The sequence below is a fragment of the Streptomyces sp. NPDC008313 genome, from assembly GCF_042956125.1.
In the GTDB taxonomy this organism is placed as follows: Bacteria; Actinomycetota; Actinomycetes; order Streptomycetales; family Streptomycetaceae; genus Streptomyces.
In genome coordinates, this window is record NZ_JBIBFR010000007.1 from 89163 (window position 1) to 112789 (window position 23627).

Here is a 23627-nt window from a genome sequence, read left to right on the forward strand (position 1 = left end):
CCGTGAGAGTTGCACATTCGCTCACCCCAGCTGAGAGCACCTCTCGACACCCAGCTGAGACACCTCTGAGGAGACAGTGCTGTGACCGGGATCAAGACGACCGGCGAGAAGAAGATGATGTTCTTCTCCGGCCGCGCCCACCCCGAGCTTGCCGAGGAGGTCGCCCACAAGCTGGGTGTCGGGGTCGTCCCGACGAAGGCCTTCGACTTCGCGAACGGTGAGATCTACGTCCGTTACCAGGAGTCGGCCCGCGGTGCGGACTGTTTCCTGATGCAGAGCCACACGGCTCCCATCAACAAGTGGATCATGGAGCAGCTGATCATGATCGACGCGCTGAAGCGCGCGTCGGCCCGCTCCATCACCGTCATCGTGCCGTTCTACGGTTACGCCCGGCAGGACAAGAAGCACCGTGGGCGTGAGCCGATCTCGGCGCGTCTGATCGCGGACCTGATGAAGACGGCGGGTGCCGACCGGATTCTCACGGTGGACCTGCACACGGACCAGATCCAGGGCTTCTTCGACGGCCCGGTGGATCATCTGTTCGCCCTGCCGGTGCTCGCCGACTACGTGGGCACGAAGGTCGACAAGTCGAAGCTCACGGTGGTTTCTCCGGACGCCGGCCGTGTGCGGGTGGCCGACCGCTGGTGCGACCGGCTGGGTGCGCCGCTGGCGATCGTCCACAAGCGGCGTGACAAGGACGTCGCCAACCAGGTGACCGTGCACGAGGTCGTGGGTGATGTGAAGGGCCGCGTCTGCGTGCTGGTCGATGACATGATCGACACGGGCGGCACGATCTGCGCCGCGGCGGACGCTCTGTTCGCGCACGGCGCGGAGGATGTCATCGTGACCGCGACGCACGGTGTGCTGTCGGGTCCTGCGGCCGATCGTCTGAAGAACTCGAAGGTGAGCGAGTTCGTCTTCACGGACACGCTGCCGACTCCGGGTGAGCTGGAGCTGGACAAGATCACGGTGCTGTCGATCGCGCCGACGATCGCGAGCGCGGTGCGTGAGGTCTTCGAGGACGGTTCGGTGACGAGCCTCTTCGAGGAGCAGTAGGACCGGGTCCTCCGGGGCTTCGCGGAGATCGTTTTGGGTGTGGCCTCCCTTGCCGAGTAGACTGCTCAAGTTGCTCGGCGAGGGAGGCCGCACGCGTCTGTGACCAGGCGTTTCGCGGTTGTCCGTTATCGACGCGCTCTTCGTGGCAGGCCGATGTGTGGCCGGGTGACTTCTTTCCCCCTTACTACGAGGAGTGTTCATGTCCGAGGTGAAGCTCGCCGCCGAGACCCGTACCGAGTTCGGCAAGGGTGCCTCCCGTCGCATCCGCCGCGCGGGCCAGGTTCCCGGTGTGATCTACGGCCACGGTGCCGACCCCGTCCACGTCACGCTGCCGGGTCACGAGCTGCTGCTGGCGCTGCGTACGCCGAACGTCCTGCTCGCCCTGGAGATCGAGGGCAAGAAGCAGCTGGCGATCCCGAAGGCCGTCCAGCGTGACGCGATCAAGGGCTTCCTGGAGCACGTGGACCTGCTTCTGGTCCGCAGCGGCGAGAAGGTCAACGTCGAGGTCTTCGTCCAGACCGAGGGTGACCTGGCGCCGGGCGCGTACCTGCTGGAGCACGTCCTGAACGCGCTTCCGGTCGAGGCCGAGGCGACGCACATCCCCGAGTCGGTCACGGTCTCCATCGAGGGCCTGGAGGCCGGTGCCTCCATCCTGGCGAAGGACATCACGCTGCCCTCCGGCACCGTGCTGGCCATCGACGAGGACGCGGTCGTCCTCCAGGTGCTGGCCGCGCAGGCCGAGGAGGCCCCGGCCGAGGGTGAGGCCGGCGAGGCCGGCTCCGAGGCCTGATCCTGGTCCTCGGGCTCTGACTCGAAGGTTCGCCGCTGCCAGCCGCCGCTCCCGTCCGGGGGCGGCGGCTGGCGCGTATCAAAAAGGTGTGGGGACGTATGGGAGGCGTGGACGTGACGACCGGTTCCGGTGCCCCGTGGCTGATCGTGGGGCTCGGCAATCCGGGCCCGGAGTACGCGATGAACCGGCACAACGTCGGTTTCATGGTGGCCGACCTGCTCGCGGGGCGGATCGGCGGGAAGTTCAAGCGGGCCGGCAAGGCGCAGGCGCAGGTGATCGAGGGGCGCATGGGTCCGCCGGGTCCCGCGAACCGGCGGGTGATCCTGGCCAAGCCGATGTCGTACATGAACCTGTCGGGTGGTCCGGTGACGGCGCTGCGGGACTTCTACAAGGTGCCGACGGCGAACGTCGTGGCGGTCCATGACGAGCTGGACATCGACTACGGGGTGCTGCGGCTGAAGCTGGGCGGCGGCGACAACGGGCACAACGGTCTGAAGTCGATGACGAAGGCGATGGGCGCGGACTATCACCGGGTGCGGTTCGGGATCGGGCGTCCGCCGGGGCGGATGCAGGTCGCGGACTTCGTGCTGAAGGACTTCTCGTCGTCGGAGCGCAAGGAGCTGGACTGGTTCGTGGACCGGGCGGCGGACGCGGTGGAGTGCCTGGTGCTGGACGGTCTGGAGCGGGCGCAGGGGACGTACAACTCGTGACGTCCGGCCTCCCCGCGGGTCGGCGGATCACGGCGGAAGGGCTGAGAACCGCGCCGGTTCCCTGAGAACCGAGGCAGCGTGGTCCGGGTCTGCCAGGCGAACTGCCAACGTGGCGGTGGCGAGGCGTTCCGGCAGGGCGGCGCTGAACTTCAGTCCCCGCAACGCGCGCGGGTCCACGGAGGGCAGGCTGAGCTGCTGAGCCGCCCGGGTCTTGGCCTGCTTCCATTCGGCAGCCGTCAGGTCATCCCGAAGACGAATACAGGCGTCCGTGGGGTACTGGAGAGGGTCGGCGATCTCGCTGAGGGTGGCTGCGAGTGTGGCGTTCGCTCGCTGCCCGGCCCAGGTCCACCAGCGCACGCCGGTGCCGGGCCCCTCCCGGACGACGACGGTTCCGCCTGGGTGCACCCGCTCCACGGCGCTTCCACGTGCCGCGGTCAGAGCGTCGTGCGCGCGGCGTGTCAGTCTCACGGGTGGGTCGGTGCCGAGCAGGACTTCGCGTACAGCGCGTGTGAGTTCGTACGAGGCTCCCCTGGCGAAGCCCGCTCCGGCCCACCGTGCCTTGCCTCCGGTGTCCACGGGTTCGACGAAGCACCGGCGCCTGGACCAGTCGATGTAGGTGACCTGCCAGCTGCGGCCTGCCAGCAGGAGCCGTCGTGGCCCGGCCACTTTCTCGGTGAGCAGGGCCGGGTCGGCGGACCCGATCTCCTTGCGGCCGAAGAGGACGGTGAATTCCGGTGCCGCGGTGAAGACCGCCGTCAGGTCCATGAAGTGCCGGTAGCCGAAGCGCTGCTCCGCTTCGGGGCCGATGAACAGCATGCCGCCGTCCCGTTCGAGGTAGCCCTCGCCGATCAGGTGTTTCACGATCGGTTCGGCCGGGGGTCCGAAGGGGCCCAGCCCACCCCACCATTCCTGCCAGAGGTGTTCCCCGACGGTGTTCTCCTGCAGGCAGAGGGCGAGCACCTGCTGGGCGACGATGTGCCGAGGCTCGGGCGGGGCCTCCACTGGTTCGACCCAACCCCGTGACCATTGCAGGAGCAGGGCCGCGGCGGCCAGTAGGCCGTCCTCGTCGAGGGTGAGGAAGAGACAGTTGCGCAAGGACCCGGGCCGTCTGCCGGTTCGGCCCAGGCGCTGGAGGAAGGACGCCACGGTGGGCGGTGCGTCGATCTGGATGACGCGGTCGAGGTCACCGACGTCGATTCCGAGTTCGAGGGTGCTGGTGGAGACGATGACGCAGTCACGCGCCTCGCTGAACGCCTCCTCGGCGCGCCGTCGCTCGTCGGCCGCGAGTGAGGCGTGTGAGAGGAACGTGGTCACGCCCTTGGCACGCAGGCATTCGCCGAGCTTCTCGACGTGCCGCCGGGTCTCGCAGAAGACCAGGCGTTTCTCGCCCCGGTGAAGTGAGGCGATGACGGTGGCGGCGTTCTCCAGGGAGCCCACGTAGTCGAGCTGGATGTCTCCGGGCGGCGGACAGTCGGCCGTCGGTGCGGGGCCGTTGACGGCGACCACGTGCGCGGTTCGTTTCCCGGCGCTGGCGCCCTGCAGCCAGGCAAGGAGCTGCGGTGGATTGCCCACGGTCGCGGAGAGCCCGATCCGCTGCACTGGACGGCCGGCGACCCGTTCCAGGCGCTCCAGCACGGCGAGGAGGTGCCAGCCTCGGTCGTCGCCCGCGAAGGCGTGGACCTCGTCCACGACGACCGCCCGCAGTCCCGAGAAGAAGGTGCGGTGGTCGACGTTGGCGCTGACCAGCATCGCTTCCAGTGATTCCGGTGTGGTCAGCAGGATGTCCGGACGTTCCCACAGGATGCGCTTGCGCCAGGTCTGTGAGATGTCGCCGTGCCAGAGGGCCGCGGAGCGTCCGAGCCACGAGGTGTAGCTCTCCAGGCGAGGCAGCAGGTTGTTGAGCAGTGCCTTGAGGGGACACACGTAGAGGATCGAGGTTCCCGTCCACCGTGCCTGGGCCATTTTCGACAGCAGCGGGAAGGTTGCGGCTTCGGTCTTTCCGCCGGCCGTGGGGGCGAGGAGCAACGCGTCCGTGCCGTCCATGAGCGGGTGGACGGCGGCCTTCTGGAGGGGTCGCAGCTCGGGCCAGCCGAGGGTGTTGGCGATGTGATGCAGGACGACGGGGTGGAGCCGGTCGACCGCGTCCGGGGTGTTGTCGGTGGTCACGGACGCCTCACAGCGGGAGTTCGATGTCGTCGGCCGAGCCTGCCGCGGCGTTCCTTTCGACGCCGGTGAGTTCGGATCCCGTGACCGTGAGCGCGTAGTGCGTGCGTGGATCGAAGTCCTCGAACTGTTCGACACGGTCGAGGACGTCGCCCACGAGCTTCTTCAGGAAGATCCGCGGTGCGATACCGACTCTGCCCCCGAGGCTTCCCGCCACGGCGCGCGCGAGGTCGGTCACGTACGAGTCGTCGACGCCGCCGCGTACCCGTTCCGCGGCTTCTCGCTCGATGCCCGAGGCGTAGATGTCCCGGACCCTGCCGCCGAGTTCGGTCAGGGATTCCACGGTGAAGCCGGGAAGCCTGAGCTGCACGGCGCGCGGGTTGTCGAACCGGGCGTCGGTGGTGAAGTCGGTGGCGAGGCGCTGTGCGAGCGGAGCCAGCCGCTGGACGCCCTGTGGCCCTTCGAAGAAGGCGGGTGTGCCGGTGATGAGGAGATAGAGGCCGGGGAACCGTCCGGAGTGCACCTCGTCGATGAGCTGGCGCAGTGCGTTGAGTGCCTTGTCCCGGGCGTCCGATCGGACTCGTTGCAGGGTCTCGACCTCGTCGAGGACGAGGAGCATCCCGGGGTGGCCGGAGTCCTTGAGGACGGTCAACAGCCCTTGGAGGAAACCGAGGGCACCGAAGTGGTCCAGGTCGCCACGGACACCGGCGCTTCTGCGAGCGGCCGCGGCGACGTGGGGCTGCCCGCCGAGCCAGGCGAGGACGGAGTCGGCGGTGGCGTCGTCGCCCGCGTCCTGTGCTCGCCGGTAGCCGCGCAGGGCCGTGGCGAACGCCGGTGCGACACGGGAGACCTCTGCGAGGCGTGCGGTGAGGAGGCCGTCCACAGCCTGCGGCAGTTCGTCTTCGGCGGTGCCGGCTGCCAGTGCGTCCTCCTCCAGTGCGTAGAACCAGGCGTCGACGACCGGCCGGAAGGCGCTGGGCGGGAAGGTGTTGGTGGCGAGGCGTTCGGTGAGCCGTCGGTAGACCGTCTCCAGTTTGTGCAGGGGGGTTTCGTTCTCGGAGACCTGTACTTCGGCGACGGCGAAGTTGCGCTGCTTGGCGCGTTCGGCGAGCCAGCGGGTGAAGAAGGTTTTGCCCGAGCCGTATTCGCCCCGTACGGCTTTGAAAACGGCCGATCCAGTGGCGACTGCGTCGAGTTCCGCGTCGACGGCGGTTTCGAACCTGCTGAGGCCGACCGCGAGGACGCCGAGCCCGGTCTCGGGTACGGCGCCTCGGCGCAGTGCGTCGATCAGTCGCAGGCGCCGTTCGGGACTGATGCGCTGGGGTGTCACGTCCGTGCTCCGCCTGTCGCGTCGAGGCGGAACTGCCGTCGCAGCAGCGGTACGTCGAGCCGGAGGGAGCGCCCGTTGTCGGTGAGGGTGAGGACCTCCGCCTGGTCGTAGTTGAGTACGCGTCGCAGTGTGGCGGCGAAGCCCGCGGCGCGTGTGGCGCGTTTCCCGGCCCGTTCCGCGACCACGGTGATCGGCAGGATCCCGTGCGCGTCGACGAGGGCCTGGACGGCCAGTGCGACGGTGTCGAACTCCTCGGGGCGCGGCAGTGCGCCGAGCTGGGCGCTCATGATGTCGGATGCGCGCAGCGCCTCGACGAGCTGTTCGGCTGCTGAGGCGGGGGCGGGTTGTGGAAGTGCGGCAGCCTCGGCCGGCTCGGCCGTGCTGATCTCGTCGAACGACATCAGCGCTCCCTGGCCGGTCTCCTGCTCGGCGGTCTTCTGCTCTGCCGCCTTCGTCCGCAGATCGGCGGCCGAGGGGGCGCGTCTGGCCGGTGGCGTGATGCCCGGTGCCTGCGGGGACAGGGCAGGCGTGCCGGGCGCGGCGTCGTCTTTCAGGGACCACCAGGAAGGCCTTTGAGGGCCGAGTTCCCGCCACCCCTTGGGCACGGGCGCACCGTAGGGGACGAAGGCCAGTACGGGGATGGCGGCTTCGGCGAGGGCGACACCGCCGTGGTATCCGGCCTGCCGGTTTCCGTAGCGCAGTCCGGTGTCCCACAGGGCGGTGATGCGCTGTCCTTCGGCGACGACGCGCCGTCCGGCGAGGACGGTTTCGCCGCGGCCGGCGGGTGTGGTGCCCCGGCGGTGCCGTGCGGAGAGGGCGTCGGGGACGTTCTCCTTGTCGGTGCCGTGGTCGATGACGTGTCCGTGGTCGGCGGTGACGACCAGGGCGCGGCCGGTGGTGCGGGCCTGGGCCAGCAGTTGTTCCATGCCGAGGAGTTCGTTCAGCTGCCAGTGGGAGACGGCACGGTCCTCGCCGAGGCGGTCGTCGATGGTGTTGACGACGACGGCGACGTGGGTGCCGGGATCGGCGAGTGCCTCGGCGAGTTCGCTGCCGAGGGCGTGTCCCGCGTCTCCTCGCAGGTCGGCCTTGTGGAAGAGCCGGACGTCGGCTCCGCCCCAGAAGCGGTGTGCCGCGAAGCGCCTGCGTTCCTCCTGCTGGTCGATCTCCGTGAGTTCGCCGGCGAAGAGGGAGCCGCGGGAGGTGCGGGTGATCGTGGGAAGGGCGGCGAGCATGCCACGCCGTCGCCGGTCTCCCGCGGTGTCGGCCACGGGGTCGTATTCCGCCCAGGACCGGGTACGCAATTGCTCGGCGAGGGCCGAGGCCACGGCGGCGCTGGCTCCGTCGAGTACGACGAGGAGGAGCGGCGGGCTTCCGGCGCTCGACGGACGGGCGGGTTTGACGACCGGGGCGAGGACGCGTCGGGCGAAGTCCTCCACCACGAGGGCGTCGCGCGGTGCGGCACCGCTGCGGGTCTCCTCGGCGAGGCGGGCGGCGAACGCCTCGTCGAGGACGTGCCGCCGGGCCCGTACGGCGGTGCTCAGTGCGGCGAGCGCGCCGGGCAGTTCCGGGTGGGTGTGGTCGCCGTCGGTGATCCAGCCGTGGGCGAGGTCGACCCATCCGTAGGTGGTGATGTGCTGCTGTACCGCCTCGGCAGCGGTGGTGAATGCGGTGACCGGGGACCGGCCGAGCCAGTGCACGAGCCGCTGCGCCATGCGGATCCGGGTCATCGTCGCGCGGTGGCTCGCGAGCCGGGACAGCTCGTGGGCGGTCAGGTGCTCGACAGCGTGTTTCAGGTCGCGGATGCGCCGCTCGGCCGGTGTCTTGCCCGGACTGGAGGGGACGCAGACGGTGAGGGCGCGGGCGACGGCTCCGTAGCGCGCCCGTTGCCCGGTTTCGAGCAGGTCGCTGGCGGCGGCCGCGTCTTCTGCTCCCATGTCGCGGATGAGGGCGTCGGCGCGGGCCATGAGGGCGCGGGGGTCGGGTCCCGGAAGCACCGATTCGTCCTCGGCCACGTCAGCCGAACGGGCGGTCAGCAGGACCCGGACGTAGTCCTCGGTCTCGGCGCCGAAAGCGGCGAAACTGTCGTCGTCGAGTCGCCGGCCGCCGAACTTCAGTTCCGCACGGCCGCGGGCACGGTCCACGCCTGCCGGCGCCTTCTCGCCCCAGAGAGCGGCACACACCAGTCCCATGGGCACCGCGTCGGCACCGTTGCCTGCCTCGAAGAGCGCGAACAGGGCGGTGAGCGCCTGGTGCGACCGAAGGCCCACCCGGTCGGGGTCGGCGAGCCAGGATGCGAGTCCGTGTCGTTCCTGGTCGCGCAGTGAGGCGACGCGTTCGACCGCGCCGGGGGCGAGGGACCAGGCCATCAGGGCGTGCAGGTCGAGCCGGTCGGGGTCGAGGCGATGGGCGGCTGTGGACAGCCGTCCGGCGGCGAGCCGGGACAGGGCGGTGTCGCGGGAGAGGACGGTGCCCGGGGTCTTGGGCCAGCTCTCCTGCCCCGCGGCGTCGATGAGGGCTTCGGCGGCCCAGTTCTCGGCGGTCAGGCGAGGGTCGAGGTCCACGGCCCCGAAGAGGCGGCGGACGACGGCCCAGGACTCTATGGGGTAGACGCGGTTGCGGTAGGCCCTGGCGAGGAGGCCGGGGCCGAGGTCGGCTTCCTCCACGTCGGTGAGGACGGCGAGTACGTCCCGGTCACCGATGTCGGTCCGCTCCCATGCGGCGAGCGTGTCCAGCACGGCGAGCGGTGAGACGGCGGTGGCGATGTGCGCGGTCCGGCCGCCGCCGAGCGGCAGTCGCCGGGGCCCGTTCCAGTGTGGTTCGGCACGGATGAGGACGATGCGGGGCTCGCCCTCGGTGAAGGAACGGGCTTCCAGGACCTGGACGACCGCGGCGGGGTGGGCGGGCCTGGGCCGGGACCGCCCGGGGCCGGGACCGGGCGGCGGTGCGGTGGTGCTGTTCGTGCTCACGGTTGGTCGATCACCTGCCATGTGACCTGGATACGGGCGTGCGGGTGGGCCTGGGCCACGTCGGCGAGTTCCGCCTGCAGCCGGTCGACGGCGTCCGCGGCCTCCGCTTCGTACTGTCCGTACGGCTGCTCGGGGATGCTGGTGGACGCACCGTTGCCGTTGCGGCCCGGGGTGCCGTGGTCGTCCAGGGGGAACCGGTTGGGGGCGGGCACCGGCGCGGGACCGGGTTGCGGGGTGACGGGGAGCACGGGCGGCGGAGTCTGTGCGGCGTTGGCGCGACGCAGGATCGCGGTGAGCTCCTTGGTCGCCTTCTCCAGCGCGGTGCCGAGGACGGCCGTGTTCTCGTCCGCGCGCGCGGTGCCGTGCAGGGAGTCGAGTACGGCGCGGGTCTCGGTGGCGTACGGTTCGCGCACGTCGCGGGCCATGTCGTAGACGCTGGACCAGGGGACTCCGGCCAGCGCGCTGATGACGGCGGGCGCGCTGGCCAGGGACGTGCCGATCCGCTCCTGTCCGGCCCGGTCGCCGGTGTCGGCACCGGCGAGGAGGCTGACGACGGAGAGCGGGTCGTGCCGGTCGGCCTCGGCGAGGTCGTCCACGAGCACGGCCGCGCGGCGCGCGGTGCCGAGGCGCCCCTCGTCGTCGTCGGTGTCCATGCCGAGGTAGCCGGCGTGCGTCTCCAGCTCGTCGACGAGTTTCCGGGCCGCGGTGCGCAGCTGTGCGGCGCGTGCCCGGACGCGGTCGCTGAACTCGGCGATGATGCGGGCCCGGCGCATCGGCGACAGCGGGGCTTCGCCGAAGACGAGTGCCGCGCGTTCGACGGCCTCGTTCCACGCCTCCTCGGTGGGGCGTTCCTGGGCCCTCAGGCTGTAGACGGTCTTGAGGGCGGTGGGGTCGGCGACCTCGACGGGCCCCTCGTGGTAGGTCCACACCCGGTCGGTGCGCTCGGCGTAGGCGCACAGCACCAGGTGGGCCAGGACCGGGTCGAGGCCGTACGGGAGAGGTTCGTCGATCCACTCGAGGAGGGTGCGGACGGGGATGTCCTGATCGTCGTAGGCGGTGCCGGCCTTCTGCCCGAAGTGCTCCTCCCAGTGCCGGCCGAGCTGGAAGCGGGCCTCGAACATGGTGCCCAGCTTCAGGCCCTTCTGGCCGGCGATGCGGGCCATCAGCGGGCGGTCCTTCGGGCGGATCTCGACGACGTCGGTGCCTTCGTCGGAAGCGGTGCGCAGGTAGCCGAAGACGGTCTTGACGTCGGCCGTGCGCACCGACAGCTGCTCGCCCTGCGGGTCGAAGTCGGGGTGGGCCGGGTACTGGTGGGCGAGGGCGTGGGAGACGATGCGCCGCGCCGCGTCGTACAGCGACTGGTTGTACTCCAGTACGACGGACTGCATGTCGGGGACGGGCAGGATGTGCTCGTCGTAGCCGCCGACGACCGCCGGGTCCTTCGGCAGCAGGCCGTAGGCCTGCTTGAGGGCGTTCCGTACGGTGCTGGACAGGCGGCGGTGCTGGTTGCGCAGGGCGTCCTTGGCGCGTTCGCGGTCGTTGGGGCTGAGGTGCCCGGCGTAGGAGTCGAAGCGCTGGCCGTTGAGGACGTAGTCGATGATGACCAGCCGCTGGAACTTCAGGTACATGGCGTGCGTGAAGTGTGCGGGGATCCAGCCGATGGTGCGGATCTCGTCGTGGTCGGGGAGGTTCTTGAGCCGCATGATGCGGTCGCGGTCCTCGGCCTCGCCGTAGACGTCGTCGAAGGGCATGTCCACGATGAGCCGCCAGTTGCCCGGCTGGCGCGGCCTGACCTTGTCGTCGTCCAGGGTGTTGGCGTCGGCGAGGTTGCCGAAGAGGACCTCGGCGGACCGCCTGGAGCCGCGCCAGGACAGGTTGAGCTGGTCGTCGAGCTGGCCCTCGCTCACCCCCAGCTCCTCCCACAGCATGCGCTTGAGGAGGCCGCGGCGGTTGGACGGGTTGTTGTTGGTCTGGGCACGGGTGACGATCGACTCGTAGTCGACCCCGACGAGTTCCAGCGAGATCCCGGCGTCGGGTCCCTCGGTGTACTTGATCTCGCCGAACTCGTCGGCCCACTCCTTGGCCTTCTTCGCGACCTCCTTGGCCTCGAAACCCCGCACCCGGGAGGTGACGATGCCGTGGTTGAGGGCGGTGAGCCGCTTGACGGTGAGGTTCTGGAAGGCGGGGACGGACGGCACGAGGGCGGACAGCAGCAGGGTGCCGATGAGCCGGTTGTCGACGATGAACGACTCCATCCGGCCGCGTACGGCGGGGTCGAGTCCGTCCGGGTCGCGTCGGTACGCCTCGGTGTCGTCCAGGGTGAGTTCGTACCGGTCCAGCAGGTAGGGCTGGAGCTTGTTCTTGTACAGCTCCTGCGCGGACCGGAACTGCTCGCGCAGGGTCTGGGTGAAGGGGTCGCTGCCGCCCCGGTACAGCACCTCGTAGAGGTCGCCGAGGGGGACGAGCTGGCCCAGGCGGAGGGTGTCGCGCTGGTCGAACAGCATCTGGCCCATGAGCTTCAGGCCGGTACGGGAGCGGGACAGCGCCTCAGCCACCCGTACCAGGGTGTCCATGAAGGCCGGCGAGAACGGGAAGGCCCGGCGGAAGGCCTCCTCGTCCGCGGTCGTGATGGCCTTGCTGTCGCCCAGCAGCGCGTCCCACACGTCGGGCTTGACGCGCTTGATGTTGGCGAAGGCCCGGTCGATGCGGGCCTGCGCGTCCGGCACCTCCTCGCGGGGCTTCAGCAGCCGCGCGTGCGCGATCGCCGGCAGGTCGCTGTCGGGCAGCGGGATCGTGCGGAACCGGTCGTCGGCCAGGGAGAGGGTGTCCTGGATGGACACCTCGGCGGAGCCGAGCACGGCTTCGTCCCCGACCAGGTCCCGCAGGTCGCGCTGGCGGGCGATGAAGGAGACCACCGGGATGGCGCGGTGGGCGTCGCTGCCCTCCACGAAGTTGGTGATCTTCGCGGCCTGCTCGGAGACGAACTTCTCGTCCCGGATGTGGTTGGCGAGCCACAGGATCAGCTCGTCGAGGAAGAGGACCAGCGCGTCGTACCCGAGGGCCTTCGCGTGCGCGGCGATGATGCCGAGGCCCCGGTCGAGGGAGACGAACGCCTGCCGGTCCTCGGCGGCATCCTGGAAGAGCCCCTTGAACCAGGTGGAGAGCGCGTCGGAGACCAGCTTGGCGCGCAGCCCGCCGGCGGTGACGGGCTCACGGTGCCACTGCGGGTCCGCCTCGTTGAGGGTGTCCTCGTCCACCTGCTCGGCGGAGAGCGCGGTGTCCAGCTTCTCGGTGGTCCAGAAGACCGAGTCGCCCCACTTGTCCTGGGCGTCCCCGCCCGGCAGCCCGTCGATGAACGCCTCGTCGCCCATCCGCTCCCGGTGGCTGCGGATGTTCTCGAACAGCGCGTCCGTGCGGTAGACCTGCGGGATCGGAGCGTCCTCGTGCAGCTCGCGGATCTGCTGCACGTACCCGCCGAGCACCTTCTGCTCCAGGGACTTGCCGTCGAGCATGTGGAAGGGCAGCAGCAGGAATTTCCTGTGGTGCAGCCAGGCGTGCTCGCGCATGGCTCCGGCGAACTTCTCGTGGCCGCGCACCCTGAGCGCCGCCTGGTCCTGGATGCCGAGCAGCGCGGCCAGCACCGCCATGAAGTGCGACTTGCCGGAACCGAAGGAACCGTGGAGGTAGGCGGCCTTCGAGCTGCCGCTGGTCAGCGCGGACTCGATGAGGGACAGGGCTTCCCCGAACCGTTCCACGAGGTTGTCGGTGAGGACGTACGCGTCCAGCGCCTTCGAGAGCTCTTCGTCGCTGCCCAGCGCCTCGGTGAGCTTCAGCACGAAACTCTCGTGGCTGATGGTGGTCGGGATGTCGATGACCTCACGCAGCAGTGGCTGGGTGGGGTGTGCCATCGCGTACTCCTCATGTGTCCCGTTGTGGCCCGCTCGGCCGTCCGGGCCGGCCCGGACGGCTGCCGCCGCGCGCCGGGCCGTCCGCCCCTGTCCCCGGGTTCCGCGCGCTCCTGCCCGCTGGACCGGCGCCCGTCGACTGCCGCACGACCCGCGCACGGCATGCCGGACCCCGGACCCGCCCGGCCCGCATCACCCGAACGCCTCAGCGTAACGTGCGGGGAGCACAGATCTGCCGGGTTTGCGGGGGTGAGCAGGGTCCGGGCGGGGTGGTGGGGACGGGGCCCTGCGAGAAGGGGCGGCTACTCCTTCGCCGTCCCCTTCTTCGTGCTCTTCCCGCCGGCGGGCTTGACCACAGCCTTCTTCGCCGTCTTACGGGCGGGGCGCCAGGCGCGCAGCTCCTCGTCGGTGACCGCGAACTCCTCCTCCCGCTGCCAGTCCAGCAGCGCCTCCTCGAACATGCCGGCGTCCTCGGGGTGCCACTGCCTCAGCCACGGCAGCAGCTCCAGCAGACCGGCGAGGTACGGGATGAAGTCCTCCCGCTCCCAGTTTCCGGAGTCCGCACGGGCGTTGATGGTCTCGGTGAGGGCCGTGGCCTGTTCCAGGTGGTCCCAGCCGCCCCAGCCCAGGACCTCGATCGCCGGGTTGAGGGTGCGGCTGTAGGAGATGAACCGCTCCTTGGGCACGTCGAGACCGCCGCGCTGGGCGGCGTAGGAGGCCTTGCGGAAGTCGGCCGTCGTGTACTTCGGCGGCACGGGAGTACCGTCCCTGATCTCCAGCGCCTTCCGGTGGTCCCCGGCGGCGGTGGCCGCGTCCTCCTCCCGCTGCCGCTCCCAGACCTGCTCCCACACCTCGCGCTTCTTCTTGTGCGCCGACTCCGTGTAGCGCAGGGCGGCCAGGAACGGCACGTGCTGGTCCTCGACCAGCTTGGGGACGATCACCGACAGCTCCTCGCCGGGCGCGTAGAGCGCGGCGACGGCCACGAAGTCGTGATCACGGGTGAGGTCGTCGACCAGCACGGGGAGGGAGCGGGTACGGGGGCGTTCCGTCCCGTCGTAATCCGTCTCGTACCAGAGCTCCCGGCGCTCCATACGCGCAAGCAGCCACTCCTTGAGCGCGGCCTGCTGCTGGTCCTCCCAACTGTCGGTAAGCCAGCGCCGCTTGTACTCGGGGCGCTCGATGAGCCCGATCACGGAGGAGTTCTTCATGGCGTCGAGGCGGCGCCGGACCGTCTCCTTGTAGGCCTCGGGCCATTCAGCCGGGATTTCGCTGATCATCTTCGACTTGTGACGCCGGAACCATTCCGTCTTGACGCCCTGCTCCTTGACCCGCTTGCCGAGGTCGATCTCGAAGGCGCGCTGGCCGAGGGCGAGGCCATCGGCGGGGAGAGCGTTCTCAGGTGCGGTGAGGTCATCGTGCAGGCCGTAGATGCCGTAGACCTCCCAGTCCAGTTCTTCCTGAACGGCGATCATCCGGGCACGGAGGCGGTGCCATTCCGACTTAGCCTGCGCCAAAACTTCGGCCGTGGGCGGATTGTCCGGGTCGGCTGCGGTGGCGGAGGGAGTTACAGTAGCGAGTTTTTGGGCGAGGGTATCTAGCTCGATTGCGCGGGTAAGTGGATAGGTCTCGGGAAGGGGGAGTTCCTGGACATTAGTTCCATTGAACTGGTAGCTCCAGGACCACGGCTGATCCGAATCCCCGCCTCCAGCTCCCACGTTGCCACCCTTCTTGTGGCACACCTGCTTGAGCCAGAAGCATGCAGTGGAGGAATTCAATACGCCAATAAGTCTTTGGTGGTCCTCTTCCGTAGCGCCATCGTGAAGCTTAACGATCGGCGCAGTCTGCTTAAAAAGGTTACCTTCTCGACTAAAAGTAAAGTGATTATGCGTGGCCACTTCAGCAAAGGTAATACACAGCGGAGTTCTCAACTTTGACCGAGTGAGCCGACCGAACTCATACCACTTCAAACCTCCCTCAGTCTTCGTCTTCTGCCCAAACAAGACACCTCTTGAGAGGTTCGTCTTAGCAGTCCACATGTAGTGGAGCAGCGCCCCTTCCACTACCTTGACTGGCTCCAGGTTGCCTTGATAGGGAAAGACCGCCACATTAATGGGTGTAGTATTCCAATCGCGCACCTCATCCCCAAGTACAAGGCAGCGACTGGTGGACTGCAAGCCTTGTCGCACCGCGCTTTTTCGCGGCAGCACGTAGAGATCATCTTCTAGTGTGAAACTTGTGATGCCGACAGATTTGACGACATCTTCAAGACGTCCACCCTTCGACCGTTCAATTTCGGCCAGGATCTCTACCGCACCATCGGCAAGCACCCATGGATGCTTGCCGAAGTAGGCACCCCGATCAAGATTATCTGCCGATACCCAGGACCCTGCACTCCTACCGGGTGCATTAATCCTTTCCACAATATCCCGCCACACACGGCCGAGCCGCGGATCTTTCGGAGTTTCAGGCTCTCCTTGAATTCCACGGACGGCCCGCACCGTATTGGCCCCCAGGGCGGCAGGGCGATTCCTCCCAATAAGTATTACGGTTGGAGTGCCGTGACCAGGGATGTAAGCGCCAGAAGAGTCAATTACCTCAAGCAAGTCAACAGAACTCTTGAGGTACCCCTGCACCATCTTCTCGCCAAACTCACGCTTCATGAAAGAATTAGAAGTGATTTGCCCGACATAGCCAGACTCGGCACCTCCATTTTCGTCACGGACGGCAAGCTCAAAAAATCGCTGCATAAACGGGACGGACAAAACGTACTTGCCGTGACATACATTCCTGTAAAGTCGTCGATAAGTATCCCTGAGCTTGGAGTCCTTTACGGCGATATATGGCGGGTTCCCAACTACCGCGTGATAACGTCCCGGCTTGAGAATGTCTAGATGCTCAGACAGATCCTCCGTCTCAAACCAGAAATCGCGATCGCCCTCCACGCGGGAAAAGCCATCCGCCTCGAATAGCTTGCCTTGTTCAGACTTGAGGAGCGCGTCACCTGTCGCAATGTGCAGCGGCCAATCGTAGGCAGCCGCTTCCTTCAAGCTCGATACGCCCGCAGCCTTGAAAGCGGCGATGAGCAGACGGAAACGAGCAATCGCTACCGCGAATGGGTTGATGTCAACACCATGCACCGCATTAAGGGCCCCCGCAACACGGACATGAATATCATCACTAGGGGCCCTCCTATCCCACTCCGCGAGGATTCGACGGAATGCCCCCAGGAGGAAGTGGCCCGAACCGCAAGTTGGGTCAATCATCTCAACAACATCATACCCGACCCGCTTGATAGCTTTATCGAGCGTGCGTTCGAGGATGAACTCTTCTACAAACTCAGGCGTCTGAAGTAGTGCATATTTATCCTTGGCCTCCTGCGAAAGGTCTTGGTATAGGTCGCCAAGGAATCGTGTATCAAAATTCGAATCATTAAAGTCATACACAATTCGGGTTCCGAACTCGGGAGCCTCCTCATGGAGGCGCCAAAAATCGACCAGCCTCTTTGCTCCGTCATTAGAGATAGGGATCTGATAGAGCGGGTTGTGAGTTCTATCGAAGAGCATCTGGCCAGCTGGCGACGAAGCAATCTCATCAAACGCTGACAGAATCCAGTCTCGATGAGTTCGGGAAGGGTCAAGGGTCATAAATTGGTCGTGACGTTCCTGAGCGTGTGTCTGACGGTCAAGTGTCGACCCTGCCAGGAATGGGTGCAGAAGGAGGTAATTGTCCTCACAGAAACGAACGAAGACCGTGCCAAGCGTCCACGCAACGGCCGCCTGCGTCACGCGCTCGCTGACCCACTGAGAGGACGCGGCCGAGGTTCTACGCGCCCTGAATGCCTTGTCATGCTCTGTGAGGAGCCGTTGTTCGACCTCGGGGAGCGCCTCAAGCTGAGAGTGAAGGTCCTGCTCAACTTCGGTTACCTGCTTCTGCAGGTCCTTGAGCAAACGTGCGCTGTCAATCACTGAACCCACCAACAGTTGATGTGTTTGGTCACGGAAGGCGCCCTGTGGCGCACGAGCATCTATTGGACCACGACCCAGCCCCGTCTCTAAGGTGGGTGACGGGGCTGGCGCGGACTGTGAGGCACGAGTCAGTGAGGGCCGACCATCCCCTTCTTGACAGCTGACACAAAGGACGTCCAGCCCTCGACATCGAAGAGGATGGCTGGTCCGTGAGGGCGCTTGCTGTCACGGACAGGCATCAAGCCAGGGAAGCCTTCTGCGATCTCGACGCAGTTGCCCCCTTCACCGTTGGTGTATGACGACTTGCGCCATACCGCGTTACTCAGGTCGAGCGGGGTGGTCATGGTTTCGACAAGTCCTCCGCCACCGATTCGATCAAAGTGAGAGACGCCTCCGGCGGCAATGCGGCGGCCCTGGCCAGATCGTATGACGTTTGGTATCGCTCAACCAGTGCCGGGTCGTCAATAAGTTGGCCACTGTGTGGCCCCTCTACGTAGGCAACGGGTGGTGCGTCCCCGAAGGTCATGAGAGACACCACCCCCATCATGAAGGTGTGAGGCCCCGCCTCGTATGGATGGACCTGGATCAACACGCCACGGGTACCAGCGAGCTTCGCAAGCCAGGCCAACTGCTCAGCCATGACGTCCGTTCCTCCAACTGGCACACGCAGGGCTGCCTCGTGAACGATCTCCCACAGCAGAGGTCCTGCGGAATCGTCCAGAATCCGTTGACGCTCGACTCGGGCGCGAACGTACCCCTCCACCTCATCCGATGATGCGTAAGGCAGCGTGGCCCGCGTCAACGCCCGCGCATACCCCTCCGTCTGCAACAACCCCGGCACCAGCATCGGCGCGTACTCGCTGATCGTCTTGGCCCGTGTCTCCAGCTCCGCAGCGTCCGCGAAGTAGTCGGCGTGCTTGGACTTGCGGGCCAGCTCGCACAGCCGCTGGAAGTGCTCGCCGGTGCCCAGGACGTCGTCCAGGAGCCGGGACAGGTCCGGCTGCGGACGCCTCGTCGCGGACTCGAACTGGCCGATGTACGTGCCCGAGCAGAACACCCGCTCACCGAGCTGGTCCTGCGAGAGGCCGGCGGCCTCCCGGACCCGCCGGAGTTCGCTGCCGAAGAAGGTTCGCGGCGAAGCGTACGGGTCCGTGTCCTGGTTGCGGTGCTGTCGGCCTGCCATAGGCGGTGCCCCCTTGCGATGTTCTCTGTGCGCACCCGCCGGTTCCGCGGGGCCAAGTGCCGCTCACTGCCCGCAACCCCGTTGCTGGCACGCGACCTCTACCGAGCGTAGCCCGACACGAGCACGCTGTGAGCATGAACAGCAGCAATCACCCCTCCCCCACCCGAACCGAACGCACGCACCCGACCGTCCCGTTCGCCTATCCGTTCCCGGACAACCCCCTCGCCTCCGCACTCGCCGTCTCCGACGAGCTGAGTGCCGCCCTCGCCCTGCACGGCATCACCCTGCCGTCCCTCGGACCAGAGCTGGCGTCCTGCACGACATCCACGGTGAACCGTCCGCTCCTGGAGCTGGGCCGGGTGAACCTGTCCACGGCCCACCGCCTCACCGCCGTGCTCACCGACGCGGCGGACGCGCGCAAGGCGACGGCCCGCCCGTACACCGGCGACGGCAACGGAACCGACAGCGGCACGGACCGGTGACCGCGCCGCCGCCCGGCCCCCTCCCGGACCCGCACACGCCCGCGCCGCCGCCCCCACCGCCCGCCGGGACGGTCGTCGTCGACGAGCGCACGGGCCGGACCGGGGTCGTCATGGACCACGTCGGCCCCTACCTCCAGCTACGGCCGGTCGGCGGCGGCCGGGAGTGGGACGCGGACCCGGCGCGGGTTCGCGCCACCTCCTCTGCCGAGCGGCTGCGCGCCTCCGTGGCCGCCGCCAATGCCCGGAGCCGGGCCCTCCCGCCGGACCCGGCGGGGCGGATCTGAGCGGAAAAGCGGGAAAGCGGGCAGAGGACGAGCAGGCGGCCGGCCACGCGTCAGGCCGCCTGATCCTCCCCCGGATCGTTGACGACCCACGCGTGGTTGAGAGTGATCCACTCCTCGCGGTCCTCGATCGACACGGTCACGTCGTCCAGCCTGGGCCCGACGGTCTGGTCCTTGAGCGGACTGAGCAGCCAGAGCCCCCGTCCGTCCGGTCCGCCCCTGCGCGCGAGGTCGGCGAGCCGTTGGAGGACGCCCATGCCGCCGTAGCGGGCCATGACGTAGGCGTCGTGCAGGAGCAGCGGGCGGCGGCCCTCCGCCGCACCGCCCTCTCCCGTCCTCGTCGTGCCGGGGCCGGCCGGGGCCTCCAGAACGGCCAGGATGTCCTTCTCCACGTCGCGCCACGCGGCGGCCGTGTACTCGCCGAACTTCATCGCGTCCCGCGAACCCGCTTCCGCGTTGTCCGCCTCCAGGATGGTCTCCCAGGTGGGCCGGGGCCGGGCTTCGACCAGGCGGCGCAGGGAGGCCAGGAAGAGCGCGCTGACGTCGACGGGCTCGGCCTGCCACTCGCGTCCCTGCTCGGTGAGGGTGCGCAGGGCGAGGCGCTGGTCGTCGAAGCGGACGGTGAGGAGTCGGAAACCGGGCCGGCCGCTGGATTCCTGCAGCTGGGCCCTGGCCTTCAGCCGGGCGCGCTGCTCCGGGTCCCGTGCCGTCCAGTGGTCGGTGCGGCTGAGCCGGCTGGGGCGGCGCTGTGTGACGACCGAGGTGACGTCACCAGCGCCGGTGATCTCCCGTCTGGGGACGAACCAGCCGCGCGGGCGCTTCCGGTTCGTCCGCCACTCCAGCTCGAAACCGGCCTGCCGCAGCAGGCGGCCGAGGAGGACCCGGTCGTCCGGGAGGCGGCTGGACAGGTCGGGGAAGCGGGCACGGACCCGGTCGTGGATCTGCTCGACGGTCAGGCCGTCCTGCTCGTCGTCCGGCTTGCCCGCGAGCGGCAGCAACAGGCCTGCCTGGGCGAGCCGGAGGGCGCGTACCGGCTCCAGTGACCGCGCGTAGATCTCCAGGCGGGCATTGGCCGCCGCGTCCTGGGAGGCCGCGGCAGCCAGGGTGACCATGCGGGCCTCGTCCATGCTGATCTGCGCCTCGGGCCAGCGGGCCCGGAAGGCGGTGTCCGCGGCGACGATCTGTTCCAGCACGGTGCCGGGGCCGGCAAGGGTGTCGCGTGCGGCCAGGGCGTCGGCCGCCTTGCCGAGCCGGTCGGCGTAGTCCAGGAGGGAGGGGGCCGAGGGGGTGTCCGGGGCGTCGGTGTCCTCGTCGACCTCCAGGGCCAGCAGCAGCCGGTTGTCGCCGGTCTCGCCGTGGCGGCGGCTGCGCATGCGGCTCGGGGTCGTCCCCCAGTCGACCTCGCACGCGGCCCGTACGGCGGCCATGCCGAGAGCGCGCCGCACCGCGGGGTCGGACTGGGATGTGCCGCGGCGGCCGATCAGAGCTTCGGCGAGCTCGGTCGCCGAAGCGACCCGGCCCAGGGTGGCGAGTATCTCGACGACCTCGTCGCGCAGGGCGACGAGTGCCGGGTCCCGGGACCAGCTCTTGCGCCGGGCGCCGACGATCTGGGCGATGCGGCCCTCGGTGACCTGGTCGGTGGTGAGCGGGGCGACGGACTTGTTCAGGGGCCAGCTGGGCAGCTCCTCGGGGAACCGTCCCTGCTCGTCGGGGAGGCGCAGCAGCAGTCGTACCGTCTCGACCTCGGTGGCGTTGCGCCCACGGGGTGCCGGTTTGGGCACCAGGAGGGTGACCAGGGCGTCGAGGGAGAGGCGGCGCAGGGGCAGGTCGCTGCCCTCTTCGCGCTGCTCGGAGCGTGCCTCGGCGATCTCCTCCGCGGAGTCGCCGCGTTCGGCCGGGGAGAGCGGGGAGGGCTGGCGGACGTCGAGGGCGAGACGCCACTGCTTGATGCGGCGGTTGATCTCGGCGCGGGTGCGGGCGCCGAGGCCGGGGCGGTTGACCAGTCGGCGGGTCGAGTAGTCGAGGAGGTCGCCGACGGTGTGGACGTCCAGGCCGTTGAGGAAGGAGACCGCTCTGAGGGACAGCCCCGCGACGAGGAGGGCGGTCTCTCGGCCGGCCTTGGCCGCGGCCTCCTCCCGGGCGTCCTCGTCCCCCGCGGGGTCGAGGGGCGGGAGCTCGCCGACGGGCAGGGCGGCGGCCGACGGGGCGGTGTCCTCGGGGTGGCCGCCGGAGCGGCCCTGGACGGGCAGGTCGGCGAGGGCGAAGACGCGCTGCCAGGCGCGCTGCATCTCCTTCAGGTCGGGGAACCGCTTGCGGTGGTCGCGGTGCAGGGCACGCTCGAAGAACTCGGTGAGACCGTCCCGGAGGGCCGAGTCGAACGCCTCGGAGGCGATCCTGGGGTGGGGCCACTTCTTGGGATCGGTCTGGCGCGCGAGGACGGAGCCGTCGCCCCACTGGGGCAGCTCTCCGGAGGCCATCTCGTGGAGGGTGACGGCCAGGGCGTACCACTCGGCGTGGGCGTCGTAGCGGCCCCGGGTGATGTTCTCGACGAACGGGTCGAGGTAGCCCTCGGTGCCGGCCCGGACGGCGTCCACGTCGAGGCCGGCGAGGGAGAAGTCGAAGAGGACCAGTTGCCGGGTGCCGTTGGGGCGGACCCGGATGGCGATGTTGTCGGGCTTGAGGTCGCGGTGCCACACGCCTTCGCCGTCGAGGAAGTCGACGGCGGCGAAGAGGTAGGTGGAGTAGGTCTCCAGCTGGTCGGTGAGGAGCGGGCCCCGCTCGCGGAGCTGGCGGGCGACGGTGCGGTCGCCGGCGTGGTCGAGGACGAGGACGGTGCGCGGACCGATGCGGATCGGCTCGGGCAGGGCAGGGTGGATGACCTTGGAGTCGTTGCGCAGCTTGGACAGGACGTCGGCCTCGCGGCGCAGCGCCTCGGCGTACTTGTCCTTGCGGGCGATCTTGAGGACGACCGGTGCCTTGTCGCGTTCGAGGTCCTCGGCGAGCAGGGCGCGGGAGGTGGAGCCCTGGCCCAGGCTGCGTTTGACGCGGAAGCGGCGGCCGACGACGTCGCCCGGGGCGGCCTCCAGCGGGTCACCCTCCTCGCCCGGGGTTTCAGGGGTCGGTTGTGGCTCGGGCCTCGCGGGCCTGAGTCCTTGTTCGACGACGTCGAGCCACTCCAGGAACTCCGCGGCGGTGCGGATGCGGCGGTGCGGGTCGAAGGCCGTGGCGTCCAGGATGATCTGGTCGACGTCCTTGGTCAGGCCGTCGGCCACGGCGGAGGGCACGAGCCCACGCCCCTGTTCGAGCCTGGCGCCCAATTCCGCCTGACTGCTCGCGGGATGCCTGCCGGTGAAGATCAGGTAGCCGAGTACGCCGAGCCCGAAGACGTCGAGGGCGGTGGGATCCGGGGACTTCGCGGTCACCTCGGGGGCCAGATAGGGGTCGGCGGCCTCGGAGACGTACGCGGCGAGGTTGTTCGACGGGATGATCTCGTGTCCGCTGCTCAGGGAGGCGCCGGAGCCTCCCGCGACAGCCTGGGGGCGGGGGTGACGGACGGCGGTCTGCCATTCGGCGATCTGGAGGACCGGGTTGAGCCAGCGGTCCTCGTCGCTGCCGGTTCCGGTGCGCGGGCCGGGCAGCACGTGGACGGCGCGGGCATGCAGGGCGCGGTGGAAGAGGAGGTGCCGGTGTGCGTAGTGGACTGTTTCGGCCAGGCGGCGCAGCAGGGCGGCCCGTGCCTGGGCGTCCAGCTTCGCACCGTACTGGAGGAGGTAGTCGTCCAGGCGGAGCGTGCGCGGGTCGTAGGTGTACAGCAGGGCGGGGCCGGCGCTGTGGCCGTTCTCGTCGAAGTTCTCCAGGTCGACCAGGCCCGGGTGCCGGAGGCCCTCCAGCGCGCGTGCCTCGCGCTCGGCGGTGTGGCTGATGGACTCGCGGGCCTGCCGGTCCGCTCCACGTTCGCGCAGGTAGATGCGTACGCGGCGGGTCTTGCTCAGGGAGTCGTGGCGGCCGAGGTAGTCGGCCCAGTTCGGCCCGGTGTCGAAGGGGGTGCGGTCCAGGCGGTAGGTGCCGACGTGGAACTCGGCGTCGGAACGGCCGGTGCCGACCTCGGCCAGGAGCTTGCCCAGCCCGCGGGAGAACCCGCGGTCGACGCCCGAGGTGACGTCGCGCGCGGGGCGCTGGAGCTCGTCGAGGATGTCGTCGAGCCCGCTGTGCCCGGCCTTGCCGAAGACGCCCGCCAGGTCGTTGGGTGCGAGGCGGACGCGCAGGCCGGGGTCGGTGAAGAAGATCAGTTCCTGGATGTACGGGACGTGGCGTCGGGGATCGGTCTTCCGCAGGGCGTCCTTGAGCAGGCCCTTGAGTTCCTTCGCCTTCTGGTTGGCGAGGTGGCGGGGGTTGCGGTGGACGCGGGTGCGGTCGCCGGGGAGGGTCTGCACCCAGCTCGCTCCCGAGGAGGTGACCGTGCCCTGCCAGTTCTTCAGTTCCACCAGGAAGAGGCCGGCCGGAGCGGCGACCAGCAGGTCCACCTCGCGGACGTGGCCGCTGTGCGCGGTGAAGGTGAAGTTCGACCAGGCGCGGTAGGGCTCGATGTCCGGGAGCCGCTCCTTGAGATACAGCAGTCCGCTGCGTTCGTGCTGGAACTGCGACTCGGTGACAGTGGTCCACCTGCCGTCTCGCATGACCGCGACGCCCCTTTCCGTATCTCGTCGTCCCGCCTGTTTCCTGCCGGTGGCTGGATCACAGCAGGTGGTCCAGCCTATCGACCCCGGACCACGGGCCAGAAGCGTGCACCGGCATCC

13 protein-coding genes are annotated in these 23627 nt (G+C 68.7%); 5 read left to right on the top strand and 8 right to left on the bottom strand.

Translation table 11 applies throughout. The features are described 5' to 3' along the window. Positions 1–81 precede the first annotated feature (81 nt). The 3 genes from ACFY93_RS11640 to pth all read left to right on the top strand — a co-directional run bounded on the left by ACFY93_RS11640 (position 82) and on the right by pth (position 2556). The gene (locus ACFY93_RS11640) at positions 82–1056 is read left to right on the top strand and encodes a ribose-phosphate diphosphokinase (protein ID WP_391356423.1); all 975 of its coding nucleotides are present in this window, start codon (positions 82–84) and stop codon (positions 1054–1056) included. Between the two features lie 199 nt (positions 1057–1255). Further along, the gene (locus tag ACFY93_RS11645) at positions 1256–1846 is read left to right on the top strand and encodes a 50S ribosomal protein L25/general stress protein Ctc (RefSeq protein ID WP_391356425.1); all 591 of its coding nucleotides are present in this window, start codon (positions 1256–1258) and stop codon (positions 1844–1846) included. 107 nt (positions 1847–1953) lie between these two features. Continuing rightward, complete coding sequence (gene pth, locus ACFY93_RS11650; protein ID WP_391356817.1) at positions 1954–2556, top strand: aminoacyl-tRNA hydrolase; 603 nt, start codon at positions 1954–1956, stop codon at positions 2554–2556. A gap of 27 nt (positions 2557–2583) precedes the next feature. Here the strand turns inward: pth and ACFY93_RS11655 are convergent, their stop codons facing one another. From ACFY93_RS11655 to ACFY93_RS11685, 7 genes are all read right to left on the bottom strand, one after another. Next, positions 2584–4722, bottom strand: a complete 2139-nt coding sequence (locus ACFY93_RS11655) for a DEAD/DEAH box helicase (RefSeq protein ID WP_391356427.1) — start codon at positions 4720–4722, stop codon at positions 2584–2586. A 7-nt stretch (positions 4723–4729) separates the two neighbouring features. Then, complete coding sequence (gene brxD, locus ACFY93_RS11660; protein ID WP_391356429.1) at positions 4730–6049, bottom strand: BREX system ATP-binding protein BrxD; 1320 nt, start codon at positions 6047–6049, stop codon at positions 4730–4732. Continuing rightward, entirely contained in the window at positions 6046–9015 is a 2970-nt protein-coding gene (gene pglZ, locus ACFY93_RS11665; RefSeq protein ID WP_391356431.1) for a BREX-2 system phosphatase PglZ, read from the bottom strand. Before pglZ ends, brxD begins: the two co-directional genes overlap by 4 nt. Further along, on the bottom strand, positions 9012–12923 hold the full coding sequence (locus ACFY93_RS11670) for a DUF6079 family protein (protein WP_391356433.1): 3912 nt from the start codon (positions 12921–12923) through the stop codon (positions 9012–9014). The genes pglZ and ACFY93_RS11670 overlap by 4 nt, the downstream gene beginning before the upstream one ends. Before the next feature lie 299 nt (positions 12924–13222). Beyond that, on the bottom strand, positions 13223–16894 hold the full coding sequence (gene pglX / locus ACFY93_RS11675) for a BREX-2 system adenine-specific DNA-methyltransferase PglX (RefSeq protein WP_391356435.1): 3672 nt from the start codon (positions 16892–16894) through the stop codon (positions 13223–13225). Positions 16895–17013: 119 nt separating this feature from the next. Next, positions 17014–17229 (bottom strand): DUF397 domain-containing protein, encoded by a 216-nt coding sequence (locus ACFY93_RS11680; protein ID WP_391356437.1) that lies wholly within the window; start codon positions 17227–17229, stop codon positions 17014–17016. Next, on the bottom strand, positions 17226–18068 hold the full coding sequence (locus tag ACFY93_RS11685; protein ID WP_391356440.1) for a Scr1 family TA system antitoxin-like transcriptional regulator: 843 nt from the start codon (positions 18066–18068) through the stop codon (positions 17226–17228). Before ACFY93_RS11685 ends, ACFY93_RS11680 begins: the two co-directional genes overlap by 4 nt. A 134-nt stretch (positions 18069–18202) precedes the next feature. Between ACFY93_RS11685 and ACFY93_RS11690 the strand changes: the two genes are divergently transcribed. Next, entirely contained in the window at positions 18203–18550 is a 348-nt protein-coding gene (locus ACFY93_RS11690; RefSeq protein ID WP_391356443.1) for a hypothetical protein, read from the top strand. Next, positions 18547–18834 carry a hypothetical protein gene (locus ACFY93_RS11695; protein WP_391356446.1) on the top strand — a complete coding sequence of 96 codons (288 nt, stop codon included), beginning with the start codon at positions 18547–18549 and terminating at the stop codon, positions 18832–18834. Before ACFY93_RS11690 ends, ACFY93_RS11695 begins: the two co-directional genes overlap by 4 nt. A 50-nt stretch (positions 18835–18884) precedes the next feature. On the opposite strand, the gene pglW is transcribed toward ACFY93_RS11695, so the two are convergent. Next, entirely contained in the window at positions 18885–23507 is a 4623-nt protein-coding gene (gene pglW, locus ACFY93_RS11700; protein WP_391356449.1) for a BREX system serine/threonine kinase PglW, read from the bottom strand. Positions 23508–23627 lie beyond the last annotated feature (120 nt).